Origin of the sequence: Methyloversatilis sp. MC4-4 (assembly GCF_049843555.1) — a bacterium.
GTDB classification, from domain to species: Bacteria; Pseudomonadota; Gammaproteobacteria; order Burkholderiales; family Rhodocyclaceae; genus Methyloversatilis; species Methyloversatilis discipulorum_B.
Map to the genome: position 1 here is coordinate 1 of NZ_JBBHZK010000002.1, position 23,320 is coordinate 23,320.

The following is a 23,320-nucleotide window of genomic DNA, read 5'->3' on the forward strand; positions in this document are numbered from 1 at the left end:
TGGCGCCTAGGCGGCTGTGTGGGTGGAGTCATCCTACGCCGACAGCGCACAGAGGCAGGATATCTGCCCGCCTTGAAACAACTGCCGCTGCCCCTATCTGCGATTGATGACTCCGCTCACCTCCACCCTCGCACTGGCGGCCCTGATCGCGGTACTGCTGTCTGCCGCACTGTGGCTGTTCGCCGATCCGCTGCGTACCGCACTGCGCCGGCGCCGCATCCGGGCGCGTCCATTCCCTGCGGAGTGGCGCCGTCTGTTGCAGCAGAACATGCCGGCCTGGCGCGCACTGCCGCCTGACCTGCAGCAGCAATTGCGCCGACGCATCCAGGTGTTCGTCGCGGAAAAGCGCTTCATCGGCTGCGACGGCATGGTGATCACCGACGAGGTGCGGGTGCTGATCGCCGCCCAGGCCTGCCTGCTCATCCTGAACCGGCCGACCGACTACTTCGCCGGGCTGCGCGAAATCCTGGTCTATCCGGGCGCCTTCGCCGTCACCCGCACCGAGACCGATGCCGCCGGCGTGCAGCACGCATGGCGGCGCGTGCACCTGGGCGAATCGTCGTCGCGCGGCCAGGTGGTGCTGGCCTGGGACGCGGTGCTCGCCGGTGCTGCAGACGCAGCCGACGGGCACAACGTCGTCATCCATGAATTCGCGCACCAGCTCGACCAGGAGAACGGCGAGGCAAACGGCGCGCCCCCACTGCGCGGTGCGGCGCGCGTGGCGCGCTGGGCGGCGGTGATGGGCGCCGCCTACGCGATGCTGCACCAGCAGGTCGCGGCGCACGAGCCGCCGGTGCTCGACCCCTACGGGGCCTACAGCCCGGCTGAGTTCTTCGCGGTCGCCACCGAAAGCTTCTTCGAGCGCCCGCATCATCTCGCCGCGGCGCTGCCCGAGGCCTACGCCGAACTGTCGTCCTACTACCGGGTGAATCCGCTGGTGTGGTAGCTCACCGGCTGCACCTGCACCACCACGCGGTTGCGGCCCTGCTGCTTGGCGTCGTACAGCGCCTGGTCAGCGGCGTCGATCAGCGAAGAGGGCTTGCCGGCCAGCTTGCCGACGAAGGCGGGCGGCGGCACGAAGGTGGCGACCCCGACGCTGATCGTTACGCAATCGTTCACCGACGACTTGCCGTGCGGAATGCCCAGCGACAGCACGGCGCGGCAGGCCGACTGCGCCACCGCCGAGGCGTCCGACTCGCCGGTGTCCGGCAGCAGGATGGCGAACTCCTCGCCGCCGTAGCGCGCCACCAGATCGGAGGCGCGCCGCGTACAGGACGCCAGCGCCTGCGCAACACTGCGCAGGCATTCGTCGCCGCCGAGGTGACCGTGCGTGTCGTTGTAGAGCTTGAAGTGATCGACATCCAGCATCAGCAGCGACAGCGGCCGGCCGCTGCGCAGACTGCGATGCCATTCGCGACCCAGCGTTTCGCCGAACACCCGGCGATTGGCGATGCCGGTCAGCGCGTCGGTCGCATTCAGGCGTTCGAGTTCCGACGCCTTCAGCCTCACCCGCTCATGCGCACGGCCGAGATGGGCGTACAGGCGCCCGTTCTCGATCACCAGCGCGACCAGCACCATGCTGGCCGCCAGCAGCCCGTGGACGCGCCCGACGTAGAAGCCGAGGTCGTAGCGCCCGGCGTTGAACACCGCCACCAGCGCCACCTCCAGCAGCCAGGCCACCATGGTGACGATGAGCCACAGATCGAGCGCGGCGCGTGGCTTCTTCCGCCACAGCACATACAGCGCAAAGCCGTTCAGAATCCATATTGCGGACACGATCCAGAACATTCGGTGGGTATATCCGAGTGCTCCTATCATGATGTCGGGCAATAGATTCGTACCATGTATTGCCAGCAGCGTGGACAGTACGGCCAGCAGCAGCGTGCATGAAACATGTCGCCCCACGCTGCCGAATATCGAGCGTATTCCAGAGCCCCTGATGCATTCTTTCGGCATCATCAATGAATAGCCGATCACGCACAGCGGAAATCCGACATGCCAGAACTGGAATATCCACGCAGTGGTCTGCCTGCCCGCACCGAGCAATCCTTCGGGCGAAAACACTTCGGGATAGGTGAGCAGATGTGGCGCGATCATCGCCGAGGCATAGAAAAAGCCGTCCGCCAGCAGGAACATGGCGCTTGAGCGCAGCGTCACGCCATGCCCGTAGAGCAGTACGGCGGTGACCAGATAGACGACGAACAATGCGGAATCGTAGACCGCGACAAATGCCGGAATATGTGGCAAAGGCATTTTCGCGTAGGGCACGCTGATTGCAAAAAGCAGCAGCGAAAATATGACGACGAGACTGACCAGCCGACGTTCGCGCGGACCGGCCGCATGCGTCGAAAGCAATTCCGGGCTGTCGTCTGTCGATACGTATGGCATTTTCTTGCCAGTTCGTTATGTCGGACCCATGCAAGGGATCCGGACCGCCATTTGGCGGGCTTTCATTTCCCTGAGCTGTTCACGCCGCGCCGGATCTGCCCGTGATCCAGCCGTGCTGTATCGAAATGCAATCTACTCCTTGCGATTGATCTGTCGGTAAAAAATCGTGGCGTTTGAAACACCGCGAATTCCGCACCGCAGCACGCAGCCTCAGCAGCCCGCGAGCCGGCCGTCGTGCAGCGCGCTCGCCACCAGCACGGCCGGTACGCCAGCGGCGTCCAGCGCCGCCAGGTCGGCCGCGTCGCGCACGCCACCGGCGGCAATCACGGCGACGTCCGGGCGCCGGGCGCGCAGGCGGTCGATCAGCGCCAGCTCCGGCCCGGCCTCCGAGCCGACACGCGCCAGCTCCATCGCGATCACCCGTGCCGGCCAGAATCCCGGCGCGTGTGCCCAGTCGGCGCCGAGCGGAACGCCGCCGCGATAGTCGAGCGACAGCAGCGCCGGCACGCCCGCCGCCCACAGCTTCGCCAACGCATCGGGGTCGGTCAGGCTTTCGCTGCCCAGCACGGGTGTCGCGCCGGTTGCGCGGTGCAGCGCCAGCGCGGCGTCGGCATCGGCAAAACCACCGTCCACCCAGAACTCGACCCGCTGATGACGCTCGGCCAGTGCGGCGATCACGACCGCGTGGTCGCCGCCCAGCCGGCGGATGGCGTCGAGGTCGGCGATATAGATATGGCGGGCGGCGGTGGCGGCGAGTAGCGCATCGACCACGTCCACCGGCACGCAACCCTCGACGAGGCGCGAGCGCAGCGGCTGGTAAGCTTGCCGGTCGCCACGGCGCGCGTGCACGACCCGACCTTGCATCAGGTCGATCACGGGTATCAGTTCAGGCACAGAAAACCTTATATGAATCAACGAATTTTCGTGTTCGAGTTTATCACCGGCGGCGGTCTGGCCGGCCAGCCGCTGCCGACCTCGCTCGCGCGCGAAGGGCGCCTGATGCGCGATGCGCTGCTGCGCGACGCCGCCGACATCGCTGGCGCCGAACTGGTGACGCTGCACGACGCCCGGCTCGAAGCGGCGCTTCCCGACTCGATCGCGGTGGCCGAGGCCGACGCGTTCGACACGGCCTTCGACGCCGCGCTGGCGGCTGCCGACGCGGTGCTCATCGTCGCTCCGGAAACCGGCGATCTGCTCGCCACGCTGGCCGCCCGCGTCGAAGCGGGCGGCAGCCGCCTGCTCGGCTGCGACGCCGCAAGCTGCCGCGTCGCCGCGTCGAAATCGCGCACGGCCCGCGTGCTGGCAGAGGCCGGCGTCGCCGTGCTGCCGCACTACAGCGACGCCGACGCGCTGCCGGACATTCTCGGCGCGTGGGCAGTGAAGCCGGACGACGGCGCCGGTTGCGACGGCCTGCAGCGCCTGGTCGACCGTGCCGCCGCCGCGCGCGCATTGCGCGCCGCCGGGCCGGATCACATCGCCCAGCCCTGGCTGGACGGCGAAGCGCGCAGCATGAACCTGCTGTGCGCGCGCGGCCGCGCCGCGCTGCTGTCGGTGAACCGGCAAGTGCTCGAACACCGCGGCGAACGCGTGCGCCTCGCCGCGCTCGCTGTCGGCGCCGTCGACGCCACGCCACAGCACGCTGCGCTCGCGCAGCGCATCGCCGCCGCACTGCCCGGCCTGCTCGGGCCGGTCGGCGTCGATTTCATCGAAACGGCGGATGGCCCGGTCGTGGTCGAGATCAACCCGCGCATGAGCACCTCGGCCTGCGCGCTGCGCGCGGCGACCGGCCTCAATCTGGTCGCCGCCACACTGAGCGCGGCGCGCGACGGCAGCCTGCCGTCGACCGACACTCCGCGCCCGCACACCCTTACCCTTGACGCCCATGAAGAAACCGTCTGACGCCGCGCTGATCGGCTGGGACATCGGCGGCGCTCACGTGAAGGCCGCGCGCATCGACGGCGGCCGGGTGAGCGGCGTGGTGCAGGTGGCCTGCCCGCTGTGGCAGGGGCTGGACAAGCTCGACGCCGCCGCGGCCGAAGCGCTGGCCGCACTGGGCGCCGCGCCGCGTCACGCGATCACGATGACCGGCGAAATGACGGACCTGTTCGACGCCCGCGCCGACGGCGTGGCCGGCATCGCGCAGTGCATGCGCACCGCAGTGGCCGGCGACATTTCGCTGTACGCCGGTCGCGCTGGCTGGGCGCAGGTCGATGAGGCGCGCGTGCGCGCCGACGACATCGCCTCGGCCAACTGGCTCGCCACCGCGGCGTGGCTCGCCACCCGTCTGCCGCAGGCGCTGCTGGCTGACGTCGGCAGCACCACCAGCGACCTCATCGTCATCGATGGCGGCGTCGCCACGACCAGCTGCTCCGACGCCGACCGGCTGATCAGCGGCGAGCTGGTCTATGCCGGCGTCGTGCGCACGCCGCTGATGGCGCTGGCGCCTGCCATCAACTTCAAGGGTCGGCGCCACCGGCTGATGGCCGAGTACTTCGCCACCACGGCGGACGTGTGGCGCCTGCTCGGGGAACTGCCGGAGCACGCCGACCAGTACCCGGCTGCCGACGGCGGCGCCAAGACGGTGGAGGCCAGCGCCCGCCGGCTGGCGCGCATGATAGGTCGCGACCTCGCCGAGGGCTCGATGGAAGACTGGCGCGCACTCGCCTCGGCTCTCGCCGAGGCTCAGCTTGACGCGCTGGTGGACGCCTGCCGCGCCCTGCCCGGCATCACCGCGCTCGCGTCCGACGCACCGGTGGTCTGCGCCGGCGCCGGCCGCTTCGTCGCCGCCGGTCTCGCCCGCGCGCTCGGCCGCCCGGCCGTCACGCTGGGTGAGCTGATCGCCGACCTCGCGCCCGACTGCGCGGACGAAGCCACCACCTGCGCACCCGCGGTCGCGGTGGCGTTGCTGGCCGAGGGTGGGCGATGAAACCGTCCGCCGTCATCCATCTGGTCGGTGTCGTCGCCTTCGGCCTGCTTTACGCGCCGTTCAAGACGCTGACCGGCGGCGGTGCGCAGATGCTCGTGTTGGCCATCGTCTATCTGCTGGCGCTGCGCCTGCTCGGCCAGATGCTGGACCGCCGCGTCGACCGCGACCACAAGCCGTGACGCACGAACCTGTCGTGATCAAGCTCGGCGGCAGCCTGCTGTCCGACCCGCATGACGGACGACTGCAGCGCTGGTGCGAACGGCTTGCCGGCGAAGCGGCAGGCAGCGCAGTCATCGTGCCAGGTGGCGGGGCATATGCCGACGCCGTACGCGACGCCCAGACGCACTGGCGCTTTTCCGATGACGCGGCGCACCGGATGGCGCTGCGCGCGATGGACCAGTGCGGGCTGATGCTGTGCGACCTGTTTCCGGCGCTGGTCGCCTGCGACGATATCGACGCGCTGGCCGACCACTGCGCGGCCGGCCGCACGCCGGTGTGGCTGCCTTCCCGTCTTCTCGACCTCAGCACCGACATCCCGCGAGACTGGACGGTCACCTCCGACAGCATCGCCGTCTGGCTCGCTGCCCGCATCGGCAGCCCGGGCGTTCTGCTGGTGAAGTCCTGCGCCCTGCCGGAAGGTGATCTCGCGGCACTCGCTGCACAGGGCATCGTCGACCCGCATCTGCCGCAGATCGCGGCCCGGGCGAACATCGACGTTCGCCTCGCCCACGCCGACTCGCCGTTCTAGTTCGGCGTCAAGGTCGGGGACGGACGACCCCTCTCACAAACCGTGGCTCCGACCGCGGGTCTGGCGCCGGACCCCGTGGGAGCGGCCTTGGCCGCGACGCCCCGGGCGCTGACCGCAGGCGTCGATCAACGCGACCGCGGGAACATTTCGATCTCGCACGTGCCGCAGGTATCGACGATGTGAAATCGAACGTTCCGTCAGTCCTCGATTCCCATGTCGCACTTCAACTTGGACGATTTTTTAGACTTGATCTAAATATAAAGAAAATATCGATCACGGCGCCGCGGGCGGCGACGCAGAATCTGTTCCGCACGTTCAGTCGCGGCACACGCCGATGCGCGATGACTGTCGAGCACCCAGAAAAACAGAGCATGCAGGGTTGAAGGCGGGGTCTTGCTCCCCCCCGCATCTTGGTTGCACCACGACTGCCCGCAACAGCTTGTTCCGGGCGCTTACTGACCCCGGCCACAGGCATCGCGCCGGAGTCCCGAAAAACAAGGAGATCGATGTGAACACGAGAGATCAGAACACGATCGGCAAATGCCCGGTCATGCACGGCAGTGCGACCACCGGCCGCATCAACGTGATGGAGTGGTGGCCCGAGGGACTGAACCTGGACATCCTGCACCAGCACGACCGCAAGACCAATCCGATGGGTGAAGGCTTCAACTATCGGGAAGAGGTGAAGAAACTCGACTTCGCCGCACTCAGGCGGGATGTGACCGCGCTGATGACCGACAGTCAGGACTGGTGGCCGGCCGACTGGGGTCATTACGGCGGCCTGATGATACGGATGGCCTGGCATGCCGCCGGTACCTACCGCGTGGCCGACGGCCGCGGCGGCGGCGGTACCGGTAACCAGCGCTTCGCCCCGCTCAACTCCTGGCCCGACAACGGCAACCTCGACAAGGCCCGTCGCCTGCTGTGGCCGATCAAGAAGAAGTACGGCAACAAGCTGTCCTGGGCCGATCTCATCCTGTACGCGGGTACCGTGGCCTATGAATCGATGGGCCTGAAAACCTACGGCTTCGCCTTCGGCCGCGAAGACATCTGGCACCCGGAAAAGGACATCTACTGGGGTTCGGAAAAGGAATGGCTGGCCAAGTCGGACAACCCGCACAGCCGCTACTCGGGCGAACGCGACCTCGCCAATCCGCTGGCCGCGGTGATGATGGGTCTGATCTATGTGAACCCGGAAGGCGTGGACGGCCAGCCGGACCCGCTGAAGACTGCTCACGACGTACGCATCACCTTCGCCCGCATGGCGATGAACGACGAGGAAACCGTCGCGCTCACCGCCGGCGGTCACACCGTGGGCAAGGCGCACGGCAACGGCGATGCCGCCCTGCTCGGCCCCTCGCCCGAAGGCGCGCCGATCGAGGAACAGGGCTTCGGCTGGATGAACCACCGCACGCGCGGCGTCGGCAACCAGACGGTCACCAGCGGCCTCGAAGGTGCCTGGACCACGAACCCGACCCGATGGGACGACGGCTACTTCAAGCTGCTGCTGGGTTACGACTGGGAATTGAAGAAGAGCCCGGCCGGCGCGTGGCAATGGGAACCGGTCAACATCCGCGAGGAAGACAAGCCGGTCGACGCCGAGAACCCGTCCATCCGCCGCAACCCCATCATGACCGACGCCGACATGGCGATGAAGATGGACCCGGCCTACCGGAAGATTTCCGAACGCTTCCACGCCGACCCGGCCTACTTCAGCGAAGCGTTCGCCCGCGCCTGGTTCAAGCTCACCCACCGCGACATGGGGCCGAAAACCCGCTACATCGGTCCGGAAGTGCCGAGCGAAGACCTTATCTGGCAGGACCCGGTGCCCGCCGGTCGCACCGACTACGACCTTGCCGCCGTCAAGGCGAAGATCGCAGCGGCGGGTCTGAGCATCGGCGACATGGTCGCCACGGCCTGGGACAGCGCGCGCACCTTCCGCGGCTCCGACTTCCGCGGCGGCGCCAATGGCGCCCGCATCCGCCTCGCGCCTCAGAAGGACTGGGAAGCCAACGAACCTTCCCGCCTCGCCCGGGTACTGCCGGTGTATGAACGCATCGCCGCCGACACCGGCGCCAGCGTGGCCGACGTCATCGTTCTGGCCGGCAATGTCGGTGTCGAGCAGGCGATCAAGGCGGCCGGCTTCAATGTCTCCGTGCCGTTCGCACCCGGGCGTGGCGACGCCAGCCAGGCGCAGACCGACGTCGAATCGTTCGAAGTGCTCGAGCCGGCCGCCGACGGCTACCGCAACTGGCAGCCGCGCGACTACGTGGTGAAGCCGGAAGAACTGCTGCTCGACCGCACCCAGCTCCTCGGCCTCACCGCCCCGGAAATGACCGCGCTGGTCGGCGGCCTCCGCGTGCTCGGCGCCAACCACAGCGGCAGCCCGCATGGCGTATTCACCGACCGCGTCGGCGCGCTGACGAACGACTTCTTCGTCAATCTGACCGACATGGCCTACCGCTGGAAGCCGGCTGGCAGCAATCTGTACGAGATCGTCGACCGCAGGACCGGCCAGGTGAAATGGACGGCCACCCGCGTCGACCTGGTGTTCGGTTCGAACTCCATCCTGCGCGCCTACGCCGAGGTCTACGCGCAGGACGACAACAGGGAAAAGTTCGTCCGCGACTTCGTCGCTGCCTGGACAAAGGTGATGAACGCCGACCGCTTCGACCTCGCCTGAAGTCGCCCGGCCGTCATGAAAAAGCCCGCCTCCGCATCCGCGGGGCGGGCTTTTTCTTGATGTGGCCCGCGGCATTCACGTTGCGGCCAAGGTGGCTCCCACAGCAGAGGCGCCAGACTCGTGGCCTGAGCCGGAGCCACGGTTTTGTGGGAGGGGTCTTCTGACCCCGACGGCAACCTGCATCGAATGCGCGCCCGCCGCGCCGCGGCCAGGGCCGCTCCACAGGAAAAATCCGTCCTATCCCCGCATCGCGCCGCGCCGCAGCACACCGAACACCTGTTCGATCTCCGGCAACAGTCCGGCGAATCGCTCGCGCGTCGGTGCCGGGCGCTGACTCACATGACATACCGGGTCGTCGTACAGCTCGCTCGCGCCGCCGGCCAGCACACTGGCGGTGAACACCAGATCCGACAGTGAGCGGGGCATGCCGGTGCGTGCGCGCGGCTGTTCGTGGTCGCGCATCGCGTCGATCAGCACCTCGGGTACGCCCAGCGACTGCAGCAGCGATTCGCCCACGCTTTCGTGCCATTCGAGGATGAGCGCATTGATGTCCTGTGCGTCGAACGCCGCCGACGGTCGCCGCGCCAGGCGGTCAAGCAGATAGAAAGCGCCGATGTCGTGCAGCAGCCCGGCTGTCATCGCCTCGTCCGGATCGAGCGACGTGAGCCGGCGCGCCAGTACGAAGGCTCCGGCCGCCGTGCGCAGCGTGTGCAGCCACAGCCGGCGCGACAGTTCATCGACGTGGGAAAGCTGGCGCGCACAGCCGATCTGGCCACAGGACACCGCGCGTGCCACGCGCTGTGCGCGATCAACGCCCAGCGCCGTCAGCGCATCGCGCACGCCGGTCACCGGCGCTGCGCGCCGACCGCGGTTCGCGCGCCGTAGCAGCCGTGCGCACAGCAGCGGATCGACCCGCGCGGCGCCTGCCAGATGCGGCGTCGTCACCTCGGGCGCGCGCAGCGTCTGCCGCACGCACAGCAGCGCGTCGAAACAGATCGGAAAGATCACCCCCGGCCGCAGATCGCGCGCGAGTTCCGCCAGCAGGTCGAAGGAGCGGGCGCTGTCGTCAGCCGGCGAGAGCATCCGTGTGAAATCGCGCGTGGCGACGGAGGGCGTCGTGGCGCTGAACGATGGATTCAATCCGTTCTCCCTGGCGGACGACGGCGCAGACCAAAGCTGCGGGCTGACCGGAACAGCAACCGGTCTCGTTCCATCCTCTACACGCGGGCGACGCAAGCGGATGCACCCGGACAGTCGCCATCCGCGTTCAGGACGTCAGCGCATCATCCGCCTGAACAATCCACGGCACCTGACAACTATGTGGCACTTCGCCGTCGCCCGGGAGCCAATCACCGTCCACGCAAAACAAAAAAGGGCCTTGAAACATCAAGGCCCTTTCGTCGCGGCGGCGAGTTCGTTCAGCTGTGCTTGTAGTGCTTGCGCAGCGGCTTCACGACTTCCCACATCGACTTCATGCCCTTCGGGAACACGACGAAGTCGCCGGCCTTGATCACCACCTTGTCGCCACCCTGCGGCGTCACGTGGATCTCGCCTTCGAGCAGGTAGGCGCTTTCGGTCATCGAGAAGTCGAGCGGGAACTTCGACACTTCCTTTTCCCAGATCGACCAGCTGGACACGCCCAGCGCCTTCAGCTTCTCTTCGGTCGGGTTGTGATCGACGACGATTTGAGTCATGACTGTTCCTTGATTGGATGGGAGGTTGAAACGAAAAACGAGGTCGCCGGGTGGCGAGAAAAGCGAAGGACGGTCCACCGTAGCGTGACCGTTACCGAGGGTTGCATGCTCACGGCGGCCGGCGCACGGGTCAAGGCAGCGCGGTGCGGGATCGCTGAATCGGACCACATCGTTGCGGTGCGGCCGGCTTTTGCGGATCGGATTGTCAGGAACGGAACACAGCCGAAGCGAGGTCTGCTCGCGATTGAACCCTGAACAGAACCGCCACCGGGTGTCGCAAGCTCCGCAGCAGGAAGGACGGCCCGTTCGCGCTGGCTAGATCCCGGGCGGCGCATCCACCGTGAAACGGACGCTGTGATGCCTCCCCCCTTCGTCCATCACGGTCAGCCGGTGCGCACCTGCTTCGTTCAGCAGCAGCTTGCCGCCCGCATCCGGCACCACCCTCTGCCCGTCTAGCAACCAGTACACCGGCCCCTGTGCGCCGCGCACAGCGAGCTGCAGCGACACGTGGCGCTGGTGCGGGGCCGGGCGCAGGCGGCTGGCGTCGCTGAGGCCGACGATGCGCAGCGTGGCGGCAGAGGTGCCGCCGGTGGGGGCACAGCCGGGTTGCCAGTCGGGGATGCGCTGGTCGGCGGGTAGCCAGCCGTCGAGCCAGGGTTGCAGCAGCGTGGGCCAGCGGGCGGTATCGCGCGGCTGACCGTGGCCGCAGCCAGGCACGGTGCGCAGGCCGCTGGCCGGCTCCAGCCACACCGTCTGGCGCAGGCTGCTGCCGTCGATGCGGTCCGGACGGGTGGGCGGCACGGCGCCGGCCAGTGACCAGGCGGCCCGGCGGCGGTGGCACAGCGGCGCGGGCGTTTCGGCTGCAGCCGTGCCCAAGGGCCAGCAGATGTCGACCGGCTGCACCGTGGCCGGACGGTCGCGCGGGGGCAACGCGTCGCGCGGCAGTGCCGCGGCGATGTCCTTCAGCAGCGGCGCGGCGACATTGGCGCCGAAAAAGCCAGGGTTGGGCGTGCCGTCGGGCCGGCCGAGCCACACGCCCAGCGCGTAGCGGCCGGACACGCCGACCGCCCAGGCGTCGCGGAAGCCGAAGCTGGTGCCGGTCTTCCAGGCCAGCGGTGCGGTGCCACCGCCCTCGACAAAGGGCCGGTCCGGGTGGCCGCCGCCTTCGAGGATGTCGCGCACGATCCAGGCCGCGCCCTCGCTCATCAGCCGTGTTTCCTCGACCGGCGCCTCCGGCGTGAGCCGTGGCTTGCCGGCCAGCCCGCCGGCAGCGAGCGCGCGGTACCCACCGACCAGTTCTTCCAGCGTGACACCGGCGCCGCCAAGGATGAGGCTGAGATTGGGCTGCTCGCCGGTGGCGATGCGCGGCGGGATGCCGGCATCACGCAGCCGGGCGGCGAAGCGCGCCGGGCCGATCTGGTCCAGCAGGTCGACCGCCGGCACGTTGAGCGATCGTTGCAGCGCCTCCGACACACTGACCGGCCCGGAAAAGTCCGCCTGGAAGTTGCCCGGCTGGTAGCCGCCGAAAGCCTGCGGCGCGTCGATCAGCAGGCTTTCCGAATGGATGAGGCCGTCGTCCAGCGCCATCGCGTACAGGAAGGGCTTGAGCGTCGAGCCGGGTGAGCGCACGCCGCGCACCATGTCGACGTGGGCGCCGCGCGCGTTGTCGCTGAAGTCGGCCGAGCCGGCGTAGGCGCGCACTTCCAGCGTGGCGGTGTCGATCACGAGTGCGGCGATGGACACGCGCGGCGGCAGCACGCTGGCGCGGTCGGCCAGCAGGCGCTCGACCGTGGTCTGCAGTTCGCGGTCCAGTGTGCTGGCGACGCGGGTCAGGCCGGCGGTGCTAGCCTTGCGCGTGCGGCTGCGCAGGCGCTCGGCGGCCAAGGGTGCAAGCCAGGCGCCCTGCAGCTTCTGCGCGATCACCGGTTCGATGCGCGCATCGGCCACCACCGCCGGCGACCAAATGCCGAAGTGTTCGAGCCGCGCCAGCACGCGGTCTCGCGCGGTCTGTGCGGCCTGCGCCGCACGGTCCGGACGCAGCCGGCTGGGCGCGCGCGGCAGCGTGGCGAGCAGAGCGGCTTCGGCGTGACTGAGATCGCGCGAGGGCTTGCCCAGATAGGCGCGGCTGGCCATTTCGACGCCTTCGACGATGCCGCCCATCGGCGCGTGATTCAGGTAGAGCGTCAGGATGTCGTCCTTCGACAGCCGCCATTCCAGCTGCAGCGCGCGCACGATCTGGCGCAGCTTGCCGGCCGGCGTGCGCGGCACCGGTTCGAGGATGCGTGCCACCTGCATGGTGAGCGTGGAGCCGCCGGACACGATGCGGCCAGTGGTCGCCCACTGCCAGGCGGCGCGTGCGAGCGAGGCCGGATTGACGCCCGGATGCCAGCGGAACCAGCGGTCTTCATAGCCGAGCAGCGCCTCGATGTAGCGCGGCGACACTTCGGCCGGCGCGACCGGATAGCGCCAGGCGCCGTCGCTGCCGGGCCAGGCGCGCAGCGGGCTGCCGTCGCGCGCCAGCACGATGAAGCCGTCGTCACCTGACGGCAGCGGCGGCGGGAAGATGCGATCAAGCAGCCACAGTGCGGCCAGCAACAGCAGGATGCCGGCGACGATGCGCCGCCGCCACGCCGCGCTGACCGACTTCATTCAGCGTGCGGGGGTGGAACGGGATCGGAACCGGGCGCCGGGTGTTCGGCCATCCAGCGCGCAAGCAGCGCCTGACCGCGCTCGAACTCGGCGTCCTCGATCAGCAGCGTGACCGCCCCGCTCTGCCGCGCGTCGGCAGAGCTGGCCGTGAGTTTCACGTGCAGGCCTTCGAGCGCGAGCACGTCACGCAGCATGCGGGCGTCGAGTCCGTTGGCGATGGTGGCAAGTGTTCTCATGGCGGGCGGTCGCGGACCGGCGCGGGATGCGCCGGCGGTCGAGGCCCGCAATCTAACCGATATCGGCGCCGGTCGCTCAGCGCAGGCCGGCCCCCGCAGCGACCGCCGGCTGCGGCAGCGCGAACACATGAAGCGCGTCGCCCTGCGGGAAGCCGAACAGCGCGTTGCCGCCGGCGGCGACCGCGACGTACTGACGACCGTCGATCGCGTAGCTAACCGGCGGCGCATTGACGCCGGCGTCCACCTGCCACGACCACAGCCGCATGCCGCTGCCGCTGTCGAAGGCGGCGAAGCTGCGCTCGCCGATACCGGTGAACAGCAGCCCGCCGGCCGTCGACAGCACGCCGCCGACCATGGGCTGGTCGAGCTTCACCTGCCAGCGCAGCCGCCCCTCGTGCGCGAGGTCGACGGCCGCCAGCACGCCGCCACGCGGACCTTCCGGCTCGCTGACCACGTAACGGAAACGGTTGCCATCCGGGCGCTCGGCCTCGCGCACCGTGTAGCGGGTCGGCAGGTGGATGCCGGGCACGAACAGCAGCGTCTGCTGCGGATCGAGCGCAGAGGGCGACCAGCTGGCGCCGCCGGCGATGCCCGGCGCGATCACCACCCCCTCGGCGCTGGGTGCGGCGAACAGGTTCTGCTGCGGCACGAAGGCCTCGGAGCGGAACAGCAGCCGGCCGTCGCGTCGGTCATGCACATAGACCCAGCCCAGCTTGCTCGGCTGCGCCAGCGCCGGGATGCGCTCGCCGCCCTGCTGCAGCTCGAACAGCACCGGCGGGCTGGCGACGTCATAGCCCCAGCGGTCGTGTGGCACTTGCTGGTGGTGCCAGACGCGGCGACCGGTGCGCAGGTCGAGCGCGACCAGCGAAGCGGTGTAGAGGTTGTCGCCAGGGCGCGAGCCGTCAGCCATCTGTGGTGAGGGGTTGCCGGTGCCGAAGAAGATCAGCCCGCGTTCAGCGTCGATGGCGGGCGTCGCCCACAGCGAGCCGCCACCGAAGCGCCACGCCCCGCCTTCGCGGGCGAGCGCCGCGCGCTCGCCCGGCAGGTCGCGGCCGAGATCCAGACCGTCTGCGGTGCGGGCGGCGAAGTCGCCCTCCCAACCAGGGCCGGTCACGTCGAACTGCCACGCACGCCGGCCGCTGGCAGCGTCGAACGCAGCCAGCACGCCCGGGCGGCCGTACTGGCCAGGCAGACCGACCACCGCGTTCTCGGGGTGCAGGCCGTAGCCGACGCCGGTGATGCCGACGATGACCAGATCGCCGGCAACCTGCGGTGCCATCGCGATACCGACGCCGGTCGAGCCCTGGGTTTCGCGCCGGCTCAGCGGGTCGCTGTCCGGCAGTTGCGCCGCCTGCTCGGTCGCAGGCGCTGCGTCGGCCACCGCTACGTTCCACAGCGGCGCGCCTGTGCGCGCATCGAGCGCGATCAGACGGGCGTCGACGGTGCCGACGAAGACGCGGCCGTCGCGCACCGCCACACCGCGGTTGGCCGGCCCGCAGCACAGCCTGCCGGCCGCACGCGGGTGCTCGTAACGCCAAAGCTCGCGACCGCTGCGTGCGTCGAGCGCGGCAACGTGACTGAACGGCAGCGACACATACATCGTGTCGCCAACCACGATGGGCGTGGCCTGGAAGGTGGCCTTGACGCCGCTATGCCAGGTCCAGGCCGGTTCGAGCTTCGCCACGTTGTCGCGGTTGATCTGGTCCAGCCGCGCGTGCCGCTGACCGCCGGCGTCGTTGCCGTGCAGCGGCCAGCCGGTGTTGCCGCTCTCGCCGTACGCGGCGACGGCCGTCGCCAGCGTCAGCACGGCCAGCAGGTGGCCTGCGAACCTGCGCATTCCGTAATCGGTATTCATTCGCCCTTCTCCGTCGTCGATGCCGACGGGATGGTAGGCCGGGCACACCCACCGCCGGACGGGCAATTTGCCGCCGTCGTGCGTGGCAGCTTCCCCGCGCAGGCAGATGTCAGCGCGACATCAGGGACGGACGAGTAGATGCTCGATCGTGCTGGCCGGTGGCCGGCGATGGATGCGCAGCAGCACGACGGCCACCGGCCCCTCGGTGTCGGCGTTTACGCGTCGGTAACCGCGCATGACGCAATCGTGGTACGGGCTCTCACCTGCTTGCAGGATGTCGTGCAGACTGCGGTAACGGATCGTCCCGTCGGCCAGCCAGCCCGGCTGCACGCGGTCGCGCGACAGCGGCACCGGCAGGTCGAAGCCGTCGTCGCGCCAGAAGACCGCGAATTCCTGCGCCGGCCCGCCGGCCTGTACGGTCTGGAAGCCGCTCTGTCGCGCCTGCCCGGCCGCGTCGCGCCAGAAGATGCGCAGCGGCGGCGGCAGGTCGCCCTCATCGGCCCAGGCCAGATGCAGATCGTCACCGTTGCGGCAAAGATAGGCATGCGTCTGCGTCGCGATGTCGGACCAATGTCCCCCCTGCAGCGCCTCGACGCGCTCGACCTGCACGCCGGGCGGCGCGATCAACGACTGTGCAACGAGCACGCCGGCGTCACCGAGACGGAAGCGCTGCGCTGCATCGGCGCGATGCGGCAACGGCATTTCGGGACGCGAGGCGCGGGCGGCGGCTTCGAACTGGCTCGAAATCATGAACACCGGCGTCTGCAGCGCGGTGAACACCGCCGGCGGACACAGCAGCAGCATCAGGCCGCTGCCGGCGATCCACGCCGATTCGCCGCGCGACATGCGCGGCGAGGCAAGCCAGCCGGCCAGCAGGTGAACGCCGAACCACAGCAGCGGCGCCACGACGAGCAGCAGCAGGTAGAACACCGCCAGCCCCTCCATGCCCGACACCGCACGCGCCGGCCCGACCACCGCCGCCACGACGACGGCCAGCGCCGGCAGCGAAGCCAGCCGCACCACCCACCACGACGCCCCCTTGCCGCGTGCGACGAACACGCGTCGCTCCAGCCGCAGCACAGCAAGGGCGGCGACCAGCAATGCCAGCGAAACGACGGCCCACAGCGCGCGTGCGAGCGGCGGTTGGGCGGCGACGATGTCGATCAGGAATTCGGGCATCGGGTTCAGGGGGCACAGAGTGGTTGGCGTGCGTTCAAGCGGTAACGGCAGCCCATGCGCATTCTCAAGCCGGCCGGGCCGATGCCGATAGCACATCAGTTCCGTATGCCGACGAAGGACAACATCAATGAACGGTGAACGAGCGACAGAACACGACTACGTGCGCCTGCTGCGTGCCTGGATTGCCAGCCTGAAGCAGCGCTTCCGCCTCGACCCGGCGTGGGAAAGCGCGCTGGATCGACTGGACCGGCGCCTGACCGAGCTGCCGGCCACCGTCACCGCCTACGACGTCGGCCGGCTGTTCCACCCGCTCGAAAAGCACCGCATGGTCACCCGCGACACGCCGGGCGCCGACCGCGTGCTGCACTACCTGATCGAAGCAGGCCGCGACGGCCCGATGGAAAAATGCTCACCCGAACTGCGCGAGTGGTTCCGCAAGCACTACCTGTGGTCCAGTGGCAGCGTGATGATGCCGATGCAGGTCGATGAACTGAACACCCAGACTTCGAACGAGGCGATGCGGCACTACTTCGGCGGCAGCCTCTGAGCGACGCTGGGAGGTTTCCGTTGGCGGCGGACCGTGGTCGCGGCCGAGCGTGAATCGAAGCCAGCGGCGCTGTATCCGCCGCGTCGCGGCCAACACGGCCGCTCCCACCGGCAATGCGCGCGAAGCGAGGCCGCCTACTTGCAGACCCGCTTCAAGGCGTTGCGCAGCCGCGTGTCGTCGGTCAGGTCGGCCGCCTTGAGGTCCTTGCCCACTGCACGCCGATAACAGGCTTCGCGCGTGCGGATGTCGTCATCGCTGTCGAACAGGCTTCCCAGCGTGCGTCCGCCCATGTCGGTGACGACGCGCTCGGCGGTGGTGCTGCGATCGACGCAGGTGCTCAGATCGAACTTGCGGGCGACAATCGCCGCATCGTCCAGCTTCTTCGCGCGCTGCTGCATCGCCGTGCTGCTATCGACGCAGCTGCAGTCATAGCGCAGCAGGCCGGTGCGATCACCGCCCGCATTGTGCTCGGCGCACCAGGCGCGGTTCTTCGCACGCACCGGGTTGTCGCCAACGGCGGCACCCGACAGCGCGGGTGCGTCCTGACCCACCGCGTCATTGGTGCCGCCACGTCTCATCGCCGCGCCCACCGCTGCTGGCGAGCCGGTCGCGTACATGCAGCGTGCGATGTAGTCGAGGTGCGAAACGTCCGGTTCCAGGTTGTCACGCGCCCAGTCCTCGCAGGCCGGACGGCGCGCCTTGGCACGCTCCGGGGAGTCGTGACCCTGCAGCGCGGCGGCACCGCTCGCGGTGGACGCGCCGCCGCTGTCGGCGTGCCGCTTGCCTTCGCGCGCCAGACAGTTCCACAGCGATTCGTCGCTCTCGCCTTCGCGGTTACCCCAGAACGCGCCGGATTTCTCGCGGCAGCGCTCGATGCGCTCCTGCGTGACCCAGCCGCTACGTTCGTGCGCGTCGACCATGCAGCGATGGAACAGCACGCCGTCCAGTCGTCCGCCCTTGCGGGCATCGGCGTCGCACTGCTTGCGCGCCGCCGTCGACCAGGCGTCGAAGTCTGTACGGCTGTCCGCCCGCACCGGCGACGCACACGCCAGCATGCCGATCAGGGCTGCAACGGCCACCCGATGTACCGAACGCATTCGCATCATGATGCTTGTCCTCCCGTTTCCGGCCGCACTCACTTGCGGGCCGGTCCGCCGTCTACAACGTCCAGCATCGCGCCGCGTTCACCGACGATGCGCAGTTCCGGCCGGTACATGTCCTCGACGAAGGTGCCGGGCACGGTGTAACGGCCGGGGGTGACCACCCGCACCATATAGACGAGGTTCATCGGCGCCGAATCGAGCTTCACCGCGGCGACGAAGCGGTCGTCGCGGTATTCGCGGTGTTTCACCCGGTTGTCCATCAGCGTGTCCATCACCCGCAGCGACTGGCCGCCCGGCAGCTGCAGCGTGAATTCAGTCGCCTGCGGCCCCTGCGACAGATTCTGGTTCTCGATTTCCAGACCGGCCGGCAGGCGGTCGACGACCAGAGCGTCGTCGGCACGCCGGGTCGGCCTGACCTCGACCCGCACCAGCATCAGTTCGCCCACTTTCAGCGCGCGACCGCCCCACGGACGCCCGTCGGCTTCGAACAGCGTGCGCTGCGCCGTGCCCAGTCCGTTATCCACCGGCGGCGCAACCTTCGGGTAACCCGCGCCCTCGATTTCGACGTAGAGCGGCGCGTCGCCGGTGTTGCTGATCGCTGCGCCCTTGCGCGCCGCGGCCGCGTCGACCGGGAGCAGCGCCGGTTTGTCGCCCTTGAAGTCAGCACCGCCTTCCAGCGTGAGCGCCCACGGCTTGCCAGCGCCCAGACCGGCGGCGCGGCCGGCCATCACCAGCGAGATCTGTTCCTGCGTCGACAGCCAGCGTCGCTTCGCCGTGTCATTCGACAACTCGAACAACAGGTTGGCGGCGCGGTCGAGCTTGACCTCGTGACGGGCGAGCAGCGCGTACAGCGTGGCGCGGTCGCGCAGCGGACTGCCGTAATCGCCCAGCCATTCGCCCAGTCGTTCGTATTCGCTGTCGTTGCCGCGCAGTCCGTAGGGCTTGGCCAGCGCCTCCTCGAGCGCGACGCGCGAACGCGCCTCGTCGCCCATCAGCTTCAGCGCCAGCCCGAGGTGGGCCAGCGCCAGCGGCGACTTCGCCAGTTGCCGGTGCTCGTCATGCAGCAGGCGCAGCGTGGCCAGTGGCGCGCGCTGCTCGCGCGCCAGCACATAGCCGAGGTGGGCAGCGTTGGCAAAACGCAGGTGGGCACCGCGCACGAGGTCCATCTGGCCGGGCTGGTTGCCGGCTTGCGCCGGCAGCCGCGGCATCTGCGACGGCGCGAGCTGGAACTCCTTCAGCATCCAGTCGCCCAGCTTCTTCTGGAAGGCTTCGGGCACGGTGAAACCGCCCGCTTTGGCGTCGATCAGGAAGCCGGCGACATAGGCACTGATCCAGTGCTCGTACTCGCCGCCGCCCCACATCGTCATGCCGCCGGACGCGCCCTGCATGCCGGCCAGCCGGCCGATGGCGCCCTCGACCATGGTTGCGCGTTCCGCGCGCGAGTACTGCTTCAGGCCCAGTTCCTTCGCGTAAGCGTCGTCGATGATGACGTGCGGCCAGGCGGAGCTGACCGTCTGCTCTGCGCAGCCGTAGGGATAGCGCAGCAGGCCGCGCACACTCTCGCGGATGTTCAGCGGCGGACTGGAAGACGCACTAACGTTCAGCGTGGCCGAGGCCGGCCAGAATTTCTCCAGCAGCGCGGCGTCGATGGCCTGGCGCGCGCCCGGCTCGACCTTCAGGCGCAGCACGCTGCGTTCGAGCGCGACCGGCGGCGTCACCTGCAGCGCGGCTTCGCGCTCGATGTGGATGGGCTTCGCGCCGCCACTGGCGTCGAGCACCAGCTTCAGCCGCGCCAGCCCTTCCGCCTCGACCGCCTCGGCGTCGAAGCGCAGCGTTTCGCGCTGCTTCGGCGCCAGCGTCAGCGTGCGCGCGCCGTCAGCGATGCGCGCCGGCGACTCGGCCGACAGCGTGAGCCGGATCTGCTGCGGTGACTCGGTCAGATTGGTTACCTCCAGCGCCACCTTCGCGCTGTCGCCCGGCGCGATGAAGCGCGGCGTCGACAGCTCGGCGACGATGGGTGCCGCCACCGTCAGTTCGCGCTCGCCGTGGCCGTAACGCTCGGGCGTCGAGGCGACCGCCATCAGGCGCAGGCTGCCGTTGAAGTCGGGCAGCGTCAGCGTGATCGCCGCCTCGCCCTTGTCGTCGAGCTTCACCGGCCCGGAGAACAGATCGACCAGCTTCACCTTCTTCGGCATGCTTTGCGAATCGCGCATGCCGGCGTCGCCGCCCCACTTGAGCTTGCCGCGCGAGCCGTCCATCTTCTCGATCAGCCGGCCGTAGATGTCGAGCAGGTCGGGCGCGTAACGCTGCTTGCCGAAGAAGTAGCCGTGCGGGTCGGGCGTGGCAAACTTCGTGATGTTCAGGATGCCCTGGTCCACCGCCGACAGCGTCACCCAGGCGGCCTGCCCGGTCGCGCCATCGACCTTCACCTTCACCGTGGTTTTCGTTTCCGGCTCGACCTTGGCCGGCGCGTCCAGCGCCACCTTGAGCCGACGGTCCTCACGCGCGAGCGGGATGTGCGCCAGTCCGAGCGCGCGCGCCGGCGTGACGCGACTGCCTTCGCTGCCCGGCCGGAAGGCCAGCACCGACACGTAGAGATCGTGGCGGTTCCAGTTCTTGTCCAGCGGCAGATCGATGGCGGTACCGGATGCGCTCACCTTGACGCGCTTCGCCCACAACACGCGATCGCCCTCGATCAGCACCAGCGCCTCGCCGTCGTGCGGCGGCGTCAGGTGTGCCTTCACCGTGTCGCCCGCCCTGTAGGGCGCGCCTTCGAGCCGCACCTGCACGCGGTCCGGCCGGTTGCCGAGCGCCTCGTTGTCCTGCGCGCCCCAGCCGGCGTAGAAGCGGTAGCGCATCGTGAGCTTGGTCTGCGGATCATCGATCTCCAGCCGGTAGCGACCCCAGGTGACCGGGAAACCGAGCTTGGTCTGCGCCTTCAGCGCGACGCTGCGGCTGTCGACCAGTTCGTCGTTCTCGCTGAAACCTGAATGCCAGCCGCGCTGGTCGTCGAAGCGCCAGTAGTACTGACGCTCTTCCCTGAACAGCCGCACATTGGCCTTGTCGATCGGCGCGAAGGCGGCGTCGGGCAGGAAACGGCCGACCTCGAATTCGGCCAGCGCCGATTCGCGCGCGACGTCACCGTCGAACAGCGGACGCACGGCGATCAGCGCCGGCGCCGGCCACCACGCGCGTTCGATCGAACGCACGACCGGGCGGCCGGCGGATTCGAGCAGGCTCAGGCTGACCCGAAGCTGCAGCGGCGAGCGTGCGGTACCCGGGTCGTAAGGCACCTCGATGGTCGCGGCGCCGCTGTCGTCGAGCGCCGTTTCCTCCAGTTCGCGCCGCCCCTTCAGCGCATCGTCGGCGAAGTCGCCGAAGATGAAGCCCGGTTTCTTCTGCGCCAGCGCGAAGCGCAGCCGCTCGGTGGCGAGCGCGCCGAGCAGGCGGTTGCCGGAGGCCGGCGCGCCGAACAGGTAGTCGCCCTGCACACCGATGTCGAAGGGTGCGCCTTCGGTGAGCACGCGCTCGTCGCTCTTCAGCGCAAGCTTCATGCGCTCGGGCAGAAATTCTTCGATCTTGAAGCGCATGACCGCATCCGGCCGCTTCGCCGCCGGGTCAGCACGCAGTTCCAATGTCCAGGCGCCGGTCTGCGCGTCGGCCGGTATGGCCAGCGGCTGACGGTAGTAACCCGGTTGTTCGCCCGAGCTTTTCCAGACGCGCTGGCTCACGGTGCGGCCATCCGGCCGCTTCAGCACCGCGGTGAGCGGCAGCGGCTCGATCGCGCGGCCGTCGGCGTCGCGCGCCAGCACCGACACGTCGAAGGTTTCGCCCGGCCGGTAGAGGTCGCGACCGCTGTACGCGAACAGCTTGATGCTGGTCGGCAGCAGTCCCGACGTGTCGAACTCCGACAGGTCCAGTGCCGCCTCGGCCAGCGACACGACCGACAGCTCACGCCCGCGCCGCGCGATCACCAGCCGCGCATCGGCCGGTGCCGCCTCGAAGCTGGCCCGACCGTCGCCGTCGCCCTTCACCGTGGCGACCCGCTTGCCGTCACCGTCGAGCAGTTCGAATTCGACGCCGTCAAGCGCCGTACCCGACTTCAGCGACGTGGCGAAGGCGTCGATGCGGCCCCCGTTGCGGTGCAGGTGCAGACCGATGTCGCTGACGTAGAAATAGGTGGTCTGGTAGTCGCCCGCGAAACTGCCGGGCGCACTCATTACCGCGATGTAGACGCCGGGCTCCTTCAGTTCCTTGATGTTCTCGACCGGCAGGAAGCTCACGTGCCGGCGGTCCTTCTTGTCGTCGGTCAGGAAGCGGCCGAGATAGACGCTGGTCGACAGGTCCTTCAGCCGGTCGAGATACCAGCCCGAGGTGCGGCCGCGCAGATCGACCGTTCCGCCGTCGTAGTAGTCCTCGTCGTAGACCTCGCCTTCGCCGTCCGCGCCCTCCTCGGCCTGGGTGCGGCGGATGCCGTACACCTTGTCGAGGAAAGCCGGCAGCTGTGCCGGCTCGACGCGCAGGAACTGCACGTCGACCTCCGGCGTGTTGACGGTGACCACCGGCAGGCCGCCATTCTGGCCGGCCGGCAGCACGGTGCCGCGGCTGGCAAAGAAGTGCGCCGGCGGCATGTCCTCGACCAGGGTTTCGCACTGGTGGGCGCCGGCCAGCTGATCACCGGATCGCGCCGCCACGCCGGTCGCGATGTCGATGCGGTAGCGACGCTTGGGCAGCACGCCGGAAAAGAAGGCAACGCGCGGGTTGTCGCCGACGCGCCAGTGACCGGCGACCTTGTCGGCGGCATCGCGCCCGGCGTCGGCTTCGCCGAGGTCGGTCACTTTCATCAGGTCGTTCAGTGTCTGCCGTGCGGCCAGCGGCCGGCTGAAGGTCACCGCCAGCACAGGCCCCTCGTCGCGGCTGCGCGCAGTGCAGTTCATGACCGCAAACGGCGTTGACGGGTCGTCACCGATCGCCGCCACGTCGGCTCCGGGCGTGCGCCCGAACTGCCACCATGCGCCGGCCGATGCGGCCACCACGACCGCTGCCGCCAACCATCCGACCACCTTCCCGTTCGCCATCGCGGACCGCCCGTATGTCATGACGCGACGGATTATCCTCGCTGCCGGGGCGTAATGGCGGACGAATGCACGAGGCCGGCGTCGTTCTCCACACTGCGACGGAGTTGGCTTCCCGCACCACTGCGGCAATCGCCAGCCCCTCATCCGGCGATATGGGCCGGCGTGCATGAGTCCATGCGTGGACGTGCCCGGTGCTCGCCGCTATGCTGCGCGGCCTGACGAATCAACGCCTTA

Annotated in this window: 17 protein-coding genes; 7 read left to right on the top strand and 10 right to left on the bottom strand. The window is 69.0% G+C overall.

Going from position 1 to position 23,320, the window contains the following annotated elements:
* The first annotated feature begins 106 nt into the window (after positions 1 to 106).
* Positions 107 to 946 (top strand): zinc-dependent peptidase, encoded by an 840-nt coding sequence (locus WDZ97_RS06885; protein ID WP_425762257.1) that lies wholly within the window; start codon positions 107 to 109, stop codon positions 944 to 946.
* On the opposite strand, the gene WDZ97_RS06890 is transcribed toward WDZ97_RS06885, so the two are convergent.
* Positions 919 to 2,253 carry a sensor domain-containing diguanylate cyclase gene (locus WDZ97_RS06890; RefSeq protein ID WP_425762258.1) on the bottom strand — a complete coding sequence of 445 codons (1,335 nt, stop codon included), beginning with the start codon at positions 2,251 to 2,253 and terminating at the stop codon, positions 919 to 921. The two genes, WDZ97_RS06885 and WDZ97_RS06890, sit on opposite strands and share 28 nt — an antisense overlap.
* A gap of 345 nt (positions 2,254 to 2,598) precedes the next feature.
* Complete coding sequence (locus WDZ97_RS06895; protein WP_425762259.1) at positions 2,599 to 3,282, bottom strand: HisA/HisF-related TIM barrel protein; 684 nt, start codon at positions 3,280 to 3,282, stop codon at positions 2,599 to 2,601.
* A 12-nt stretch (positions 3,283 to 3,294) separates the two neighbouring features.
* On the opposite strand from WDZ97_RS06895, the gene WDZ97_RS06900 reads away from it, so the two are divergent.
* The 5 genes from WDZ97_RS06900 to katG all read left to right on the top strand — a co-directional run bounded on the left by WDZ97_RS06900 (position 3,295) and on the right by katG (position 8,745).
* Positions 3,295 to 4,287, top strand: a complete 993-nt coding sequence (locus WDZ97_RS06900) for an ATP-grasp domain-containing protein (protein ID WP_425762260.1) — start codon at positions 3,295 to 3,297, stop codon at positions 4,285 to 4,287.
* A complete protein-coding gene (locus WDZ97_RS06905) occupies positions 4,271 to 5,314 on the top strand; it encodes a hydantoinase/oxoprolinase family protein (RefSeq protein ID WP_425762261.1) in 1,044 nt (347 codons plus the stop codon). Before WDZ97_RS06900 ends, WDZ97_RS06905 begins: the two co-directional genes overlap by 17 nt.
* A complete protein-coding gene (locus tag WDZ97_RS06910; RefSeq protein WP_425762262.1) occupies positions 5,311 to 5,493 on the top strand; it encodes a hypothetical protein in 183 nt (60 codons plus the stop codon). The genes WDZ97_RS06905 and WDZ97_RS06910 overlap by 4 nt, the downstream gene beginning before the upstream one ends.
* On the top strand, positions 5,490 to 6,062 hold the full coding sequence (locus tag WDZ97_RS06915) for an aspartate/glutamate/uridylate kinase (RefSeq protein ID WP_425762263.1): 573 nt from the start codon (positions 5,490 to 5,492) through the stop codon (positions 6,060 to 6,062). The genes WDZ97_RS06910 and WDZ97_RS06915 overlap by 4 nt, the downstream gene beginning before the upstream one ends.
* A gap of 508 nt (positions 6,063 to 6,570) precedes the next feature.
* Positions 6,571 to 8,745, top strand: coding sequence for a catalase/peroxidase HPI (katG, locus tag WDZ97_RS06920; RefSeq protein WP_425762264.1), 2,175 nt, complete (start codon positions 6,571 to 6,573; stop codon positions 8,743 to 8,745).
* A 237-nt stretch (positions 8,746 to 8,982) separates the two neighbouring features.
* Here katG and WDZ97_RS06925 read toward each other — a convergent pair whose 3' ends face one another.
* The 6 genes from WDZ97_RS06925 to WDZ97_RS06950 form a co-directional block, all read right to left on the bottom strand.
* The gene (locus WDZ97_RS06925; RefSeq protein ID WP_425762265.1) at positions 8,983 to 9,885 is read right to left on the bottom strand and encodes an HDOD domain-containing protein; all 903 of its coding nucleotides are present in this window, start codon (positions 9,883 to 9,885) and stop codon (positions 8,983 to 8,985) included.
* 278 nt (positions 9,886 to 10,163) lie between these two features.
* On the bottom strand, positions 10,164 to 10,439 hold the full coding sequence (locus WDZ97_RS06930; protein WP_304003548.1) for a cupin domain-containing protein: 276 nt from the start codon (positions 10,437 to 10,439) through the stop codon (positions 10,164 to 10,166).
* Positions 10,440 to 10,754: 315 nt separating this feature from the next.
* The gene (pbpC, locus tag WDZ97_RS06935; protein WP_425762266.1) at positions 10,755 to 13,088 is read right to left on the bottom strand and encodes a penicillin-binding protein 1C; all 2,334 of its coding nucleotides are present in this window, start codon (positions 13,086 to 13,088) and stop codon (positions 10,755 to 10,757) included.
* Entirely contained in the window at positions 13,085 to 13,324 is a 240-nt protein-coding gene (locus WDZ97_RS06940; RefSeq protein WP_304003550.1) for a hypothetical protein, read from the bottom strand. Before WDZ97_RS06940 ends, pbpC begins: the two co-directional genes overlap by 4 nt.
* A gap of 76 nt (positions 13,325 to 13,400) precedes the next feature.
* Positions 13,401 to 15,161, bottom strand: a complete 1,761-nt coding sequence (locus WDZ97_RS06945) for a pyrroloquinoline quinone-dependent dehydrogenase (protein WP_425762267.1) — start codon at positions 15,159 to 15,161, stop codon at positions 13,401 to 13,403.
* 138 nt (positions 15,162 to 15,299) lie between these two features.
* A complete protein-coding gene (locus WDZ97_RS06950) occupies positions 15,300 to 16,358 on the bottom strand; it encodes a hypothetical protein (RefSeq protein WP_425762268.1) in 1,059 nt (352 codons plus the stop codon).
* 127 nt (positions 16,359 to 16,485) lie between these two features.
* Between WDZ97_RS06950 and WDZ97_RS06955 the strand changes: the two genes are divergently transcribed.
* Positions 16,486 to 16,905: a hypothetical protein gene (locus tag WDZ97_RS06955; protein WP_425762269.1), complete on the top strand. Its 420-nt coding sequence runs from the start codon at positions 16,486 to 16,488 to the stop codon at positions 16,903 to 16,905.
* Positions 16,906 to 17,039: 134 nt separating this feature from the next.
* Here WDZ97_RS06955 and WDZ97_RS06960 read toward each other — a convergent pair whose 3' ends face one another.
* Together WDZ97_RS06960 and WDZ97_RS06965 are read right to left on the bottom strand one after the other, a co-directional pair.
* Positions 17,040 to 18,011 (bottom strand): hypothetical protein, encoded by a 972-nt coding sequence (locus WDZ97_RS06960; RefSeq protein ID WP_425762270.1) that lies wholly within the window; start codon positions 18,009 to 18,011, stop codon positions 17,040 to 17,042.
* A 29-nt stretch (positions 18,012 to 18,040) separates the two neighbouring features.
* Positions 18,041 to 23,086: an alpha-2-macroglobulin family protein gene (locus WDZ97_RS06965; protein WP_425762271.1), complete on the bottom strand. Its 5,046-nt coding sequence runs from the start codon at positions 23,084 to 23,086 to the stop codon at positions 18,041 to 18,043.
* Positions 23,087 to 23,320 lie beyond the last annotated feature (234 nt).

Excerpts from the sequence above, each read along its gene's own strand:
- WDZ97_RS06885 (WP_425762257.1), top strand. The coding sequence starts at position 107 with ATGACTCCGCTCACCTCCACCCTCGCACTGGCGGCCCTGATCGCGGTA.
- WDZ97_RS06890 (WP_425762258.1), bottom strand. The coding sequence starts at position 2,253 with ATGCCTTTGCCACATATTCCGGCATTTGTCGCGGTCTACGATTCCGCA.
- WDZ97_RS06900 (WP_425762260.1), top strand. The coding sequence starts at position 3,295 with ATGAATCAACGAATTTTCGTGTTCGAGTTTATCACCGGCGGCGGTCTG.
- WDZ97_RS06905 (WP_425762261.1), top strand. The coding sequence starts at position 4,271 with ATGAAGAAACCGTCTGACGCCGCGCTGATCGGCTGGGACATCGGCGGC.
- WDZ97_RS06910 (WP_425762262.1), top strand. The coding sequence starts at position 5,311 with ATGAAACCGTCCGCCGTCATCCATCTGGTCGGTGTCGTCGCCTTCGGC.
- WDZ97_RS06930 (WP_304003548.1), bottom strand. The coding sequence starts at position 10,439 with ATGACTCAAATCGTCGTCGATCACAACCCGACCGAAGAGAAGCTGAAG.
- pbpC (WP_425762266.1), bottom strand. The coding sequence starts at position 13,088 with ATGAAGTCGGTCAGCGCGGCGTGGCGGCGGCGCATCGTCGCCGGCATC.
- WDZ97_RS06940 (WP_304003550.1), bottom strand. The coding sequence starts at position 13,324 with ATGAGAACACTTGCCACCATCGCCAACGGACTCGACGCCCGCATGCTG.
- WDZ97_RS06945 (WP_425762267.1), bottom strand. The coding sequence starts at position 15,161 with ATGCGCAGGTTCGCAGGCCACCTGCTGGCCGTGCTGACGCTGGCGACG.
- WDZ97_RS06950 (WP_425762268.1), bottom strand. The coding sequence starts at position 16,358 with ATGCCCGAATTCCTGATCGACATCGTCGCCGCCCAACCGCCGCTCGCA.
- WDZ97_RS06955 (WP_425762269.1), top strand. The coding sequence starts at position 16,486 with ATGAACGGTGAACGAGCGACAGAACACGACTACGTGCGCCTGCTGCGT.
- WDZ97_RS06960 (WP_425762270.1), bottom strand. The coding sequence starts at position 18,011 with ATGATGCGAATGCGTTCGGTACATCGGGTGGCCGTTGCAGCCCTGATC.
- WDZ97_RS06965 (WP_425762271.1), bottom strand. The coding sequence starts at position 23,086 with ATGGCGAACGGGAAGGTGGTCGGATGGTTGGCGGCAGCGGTCGTGGTG.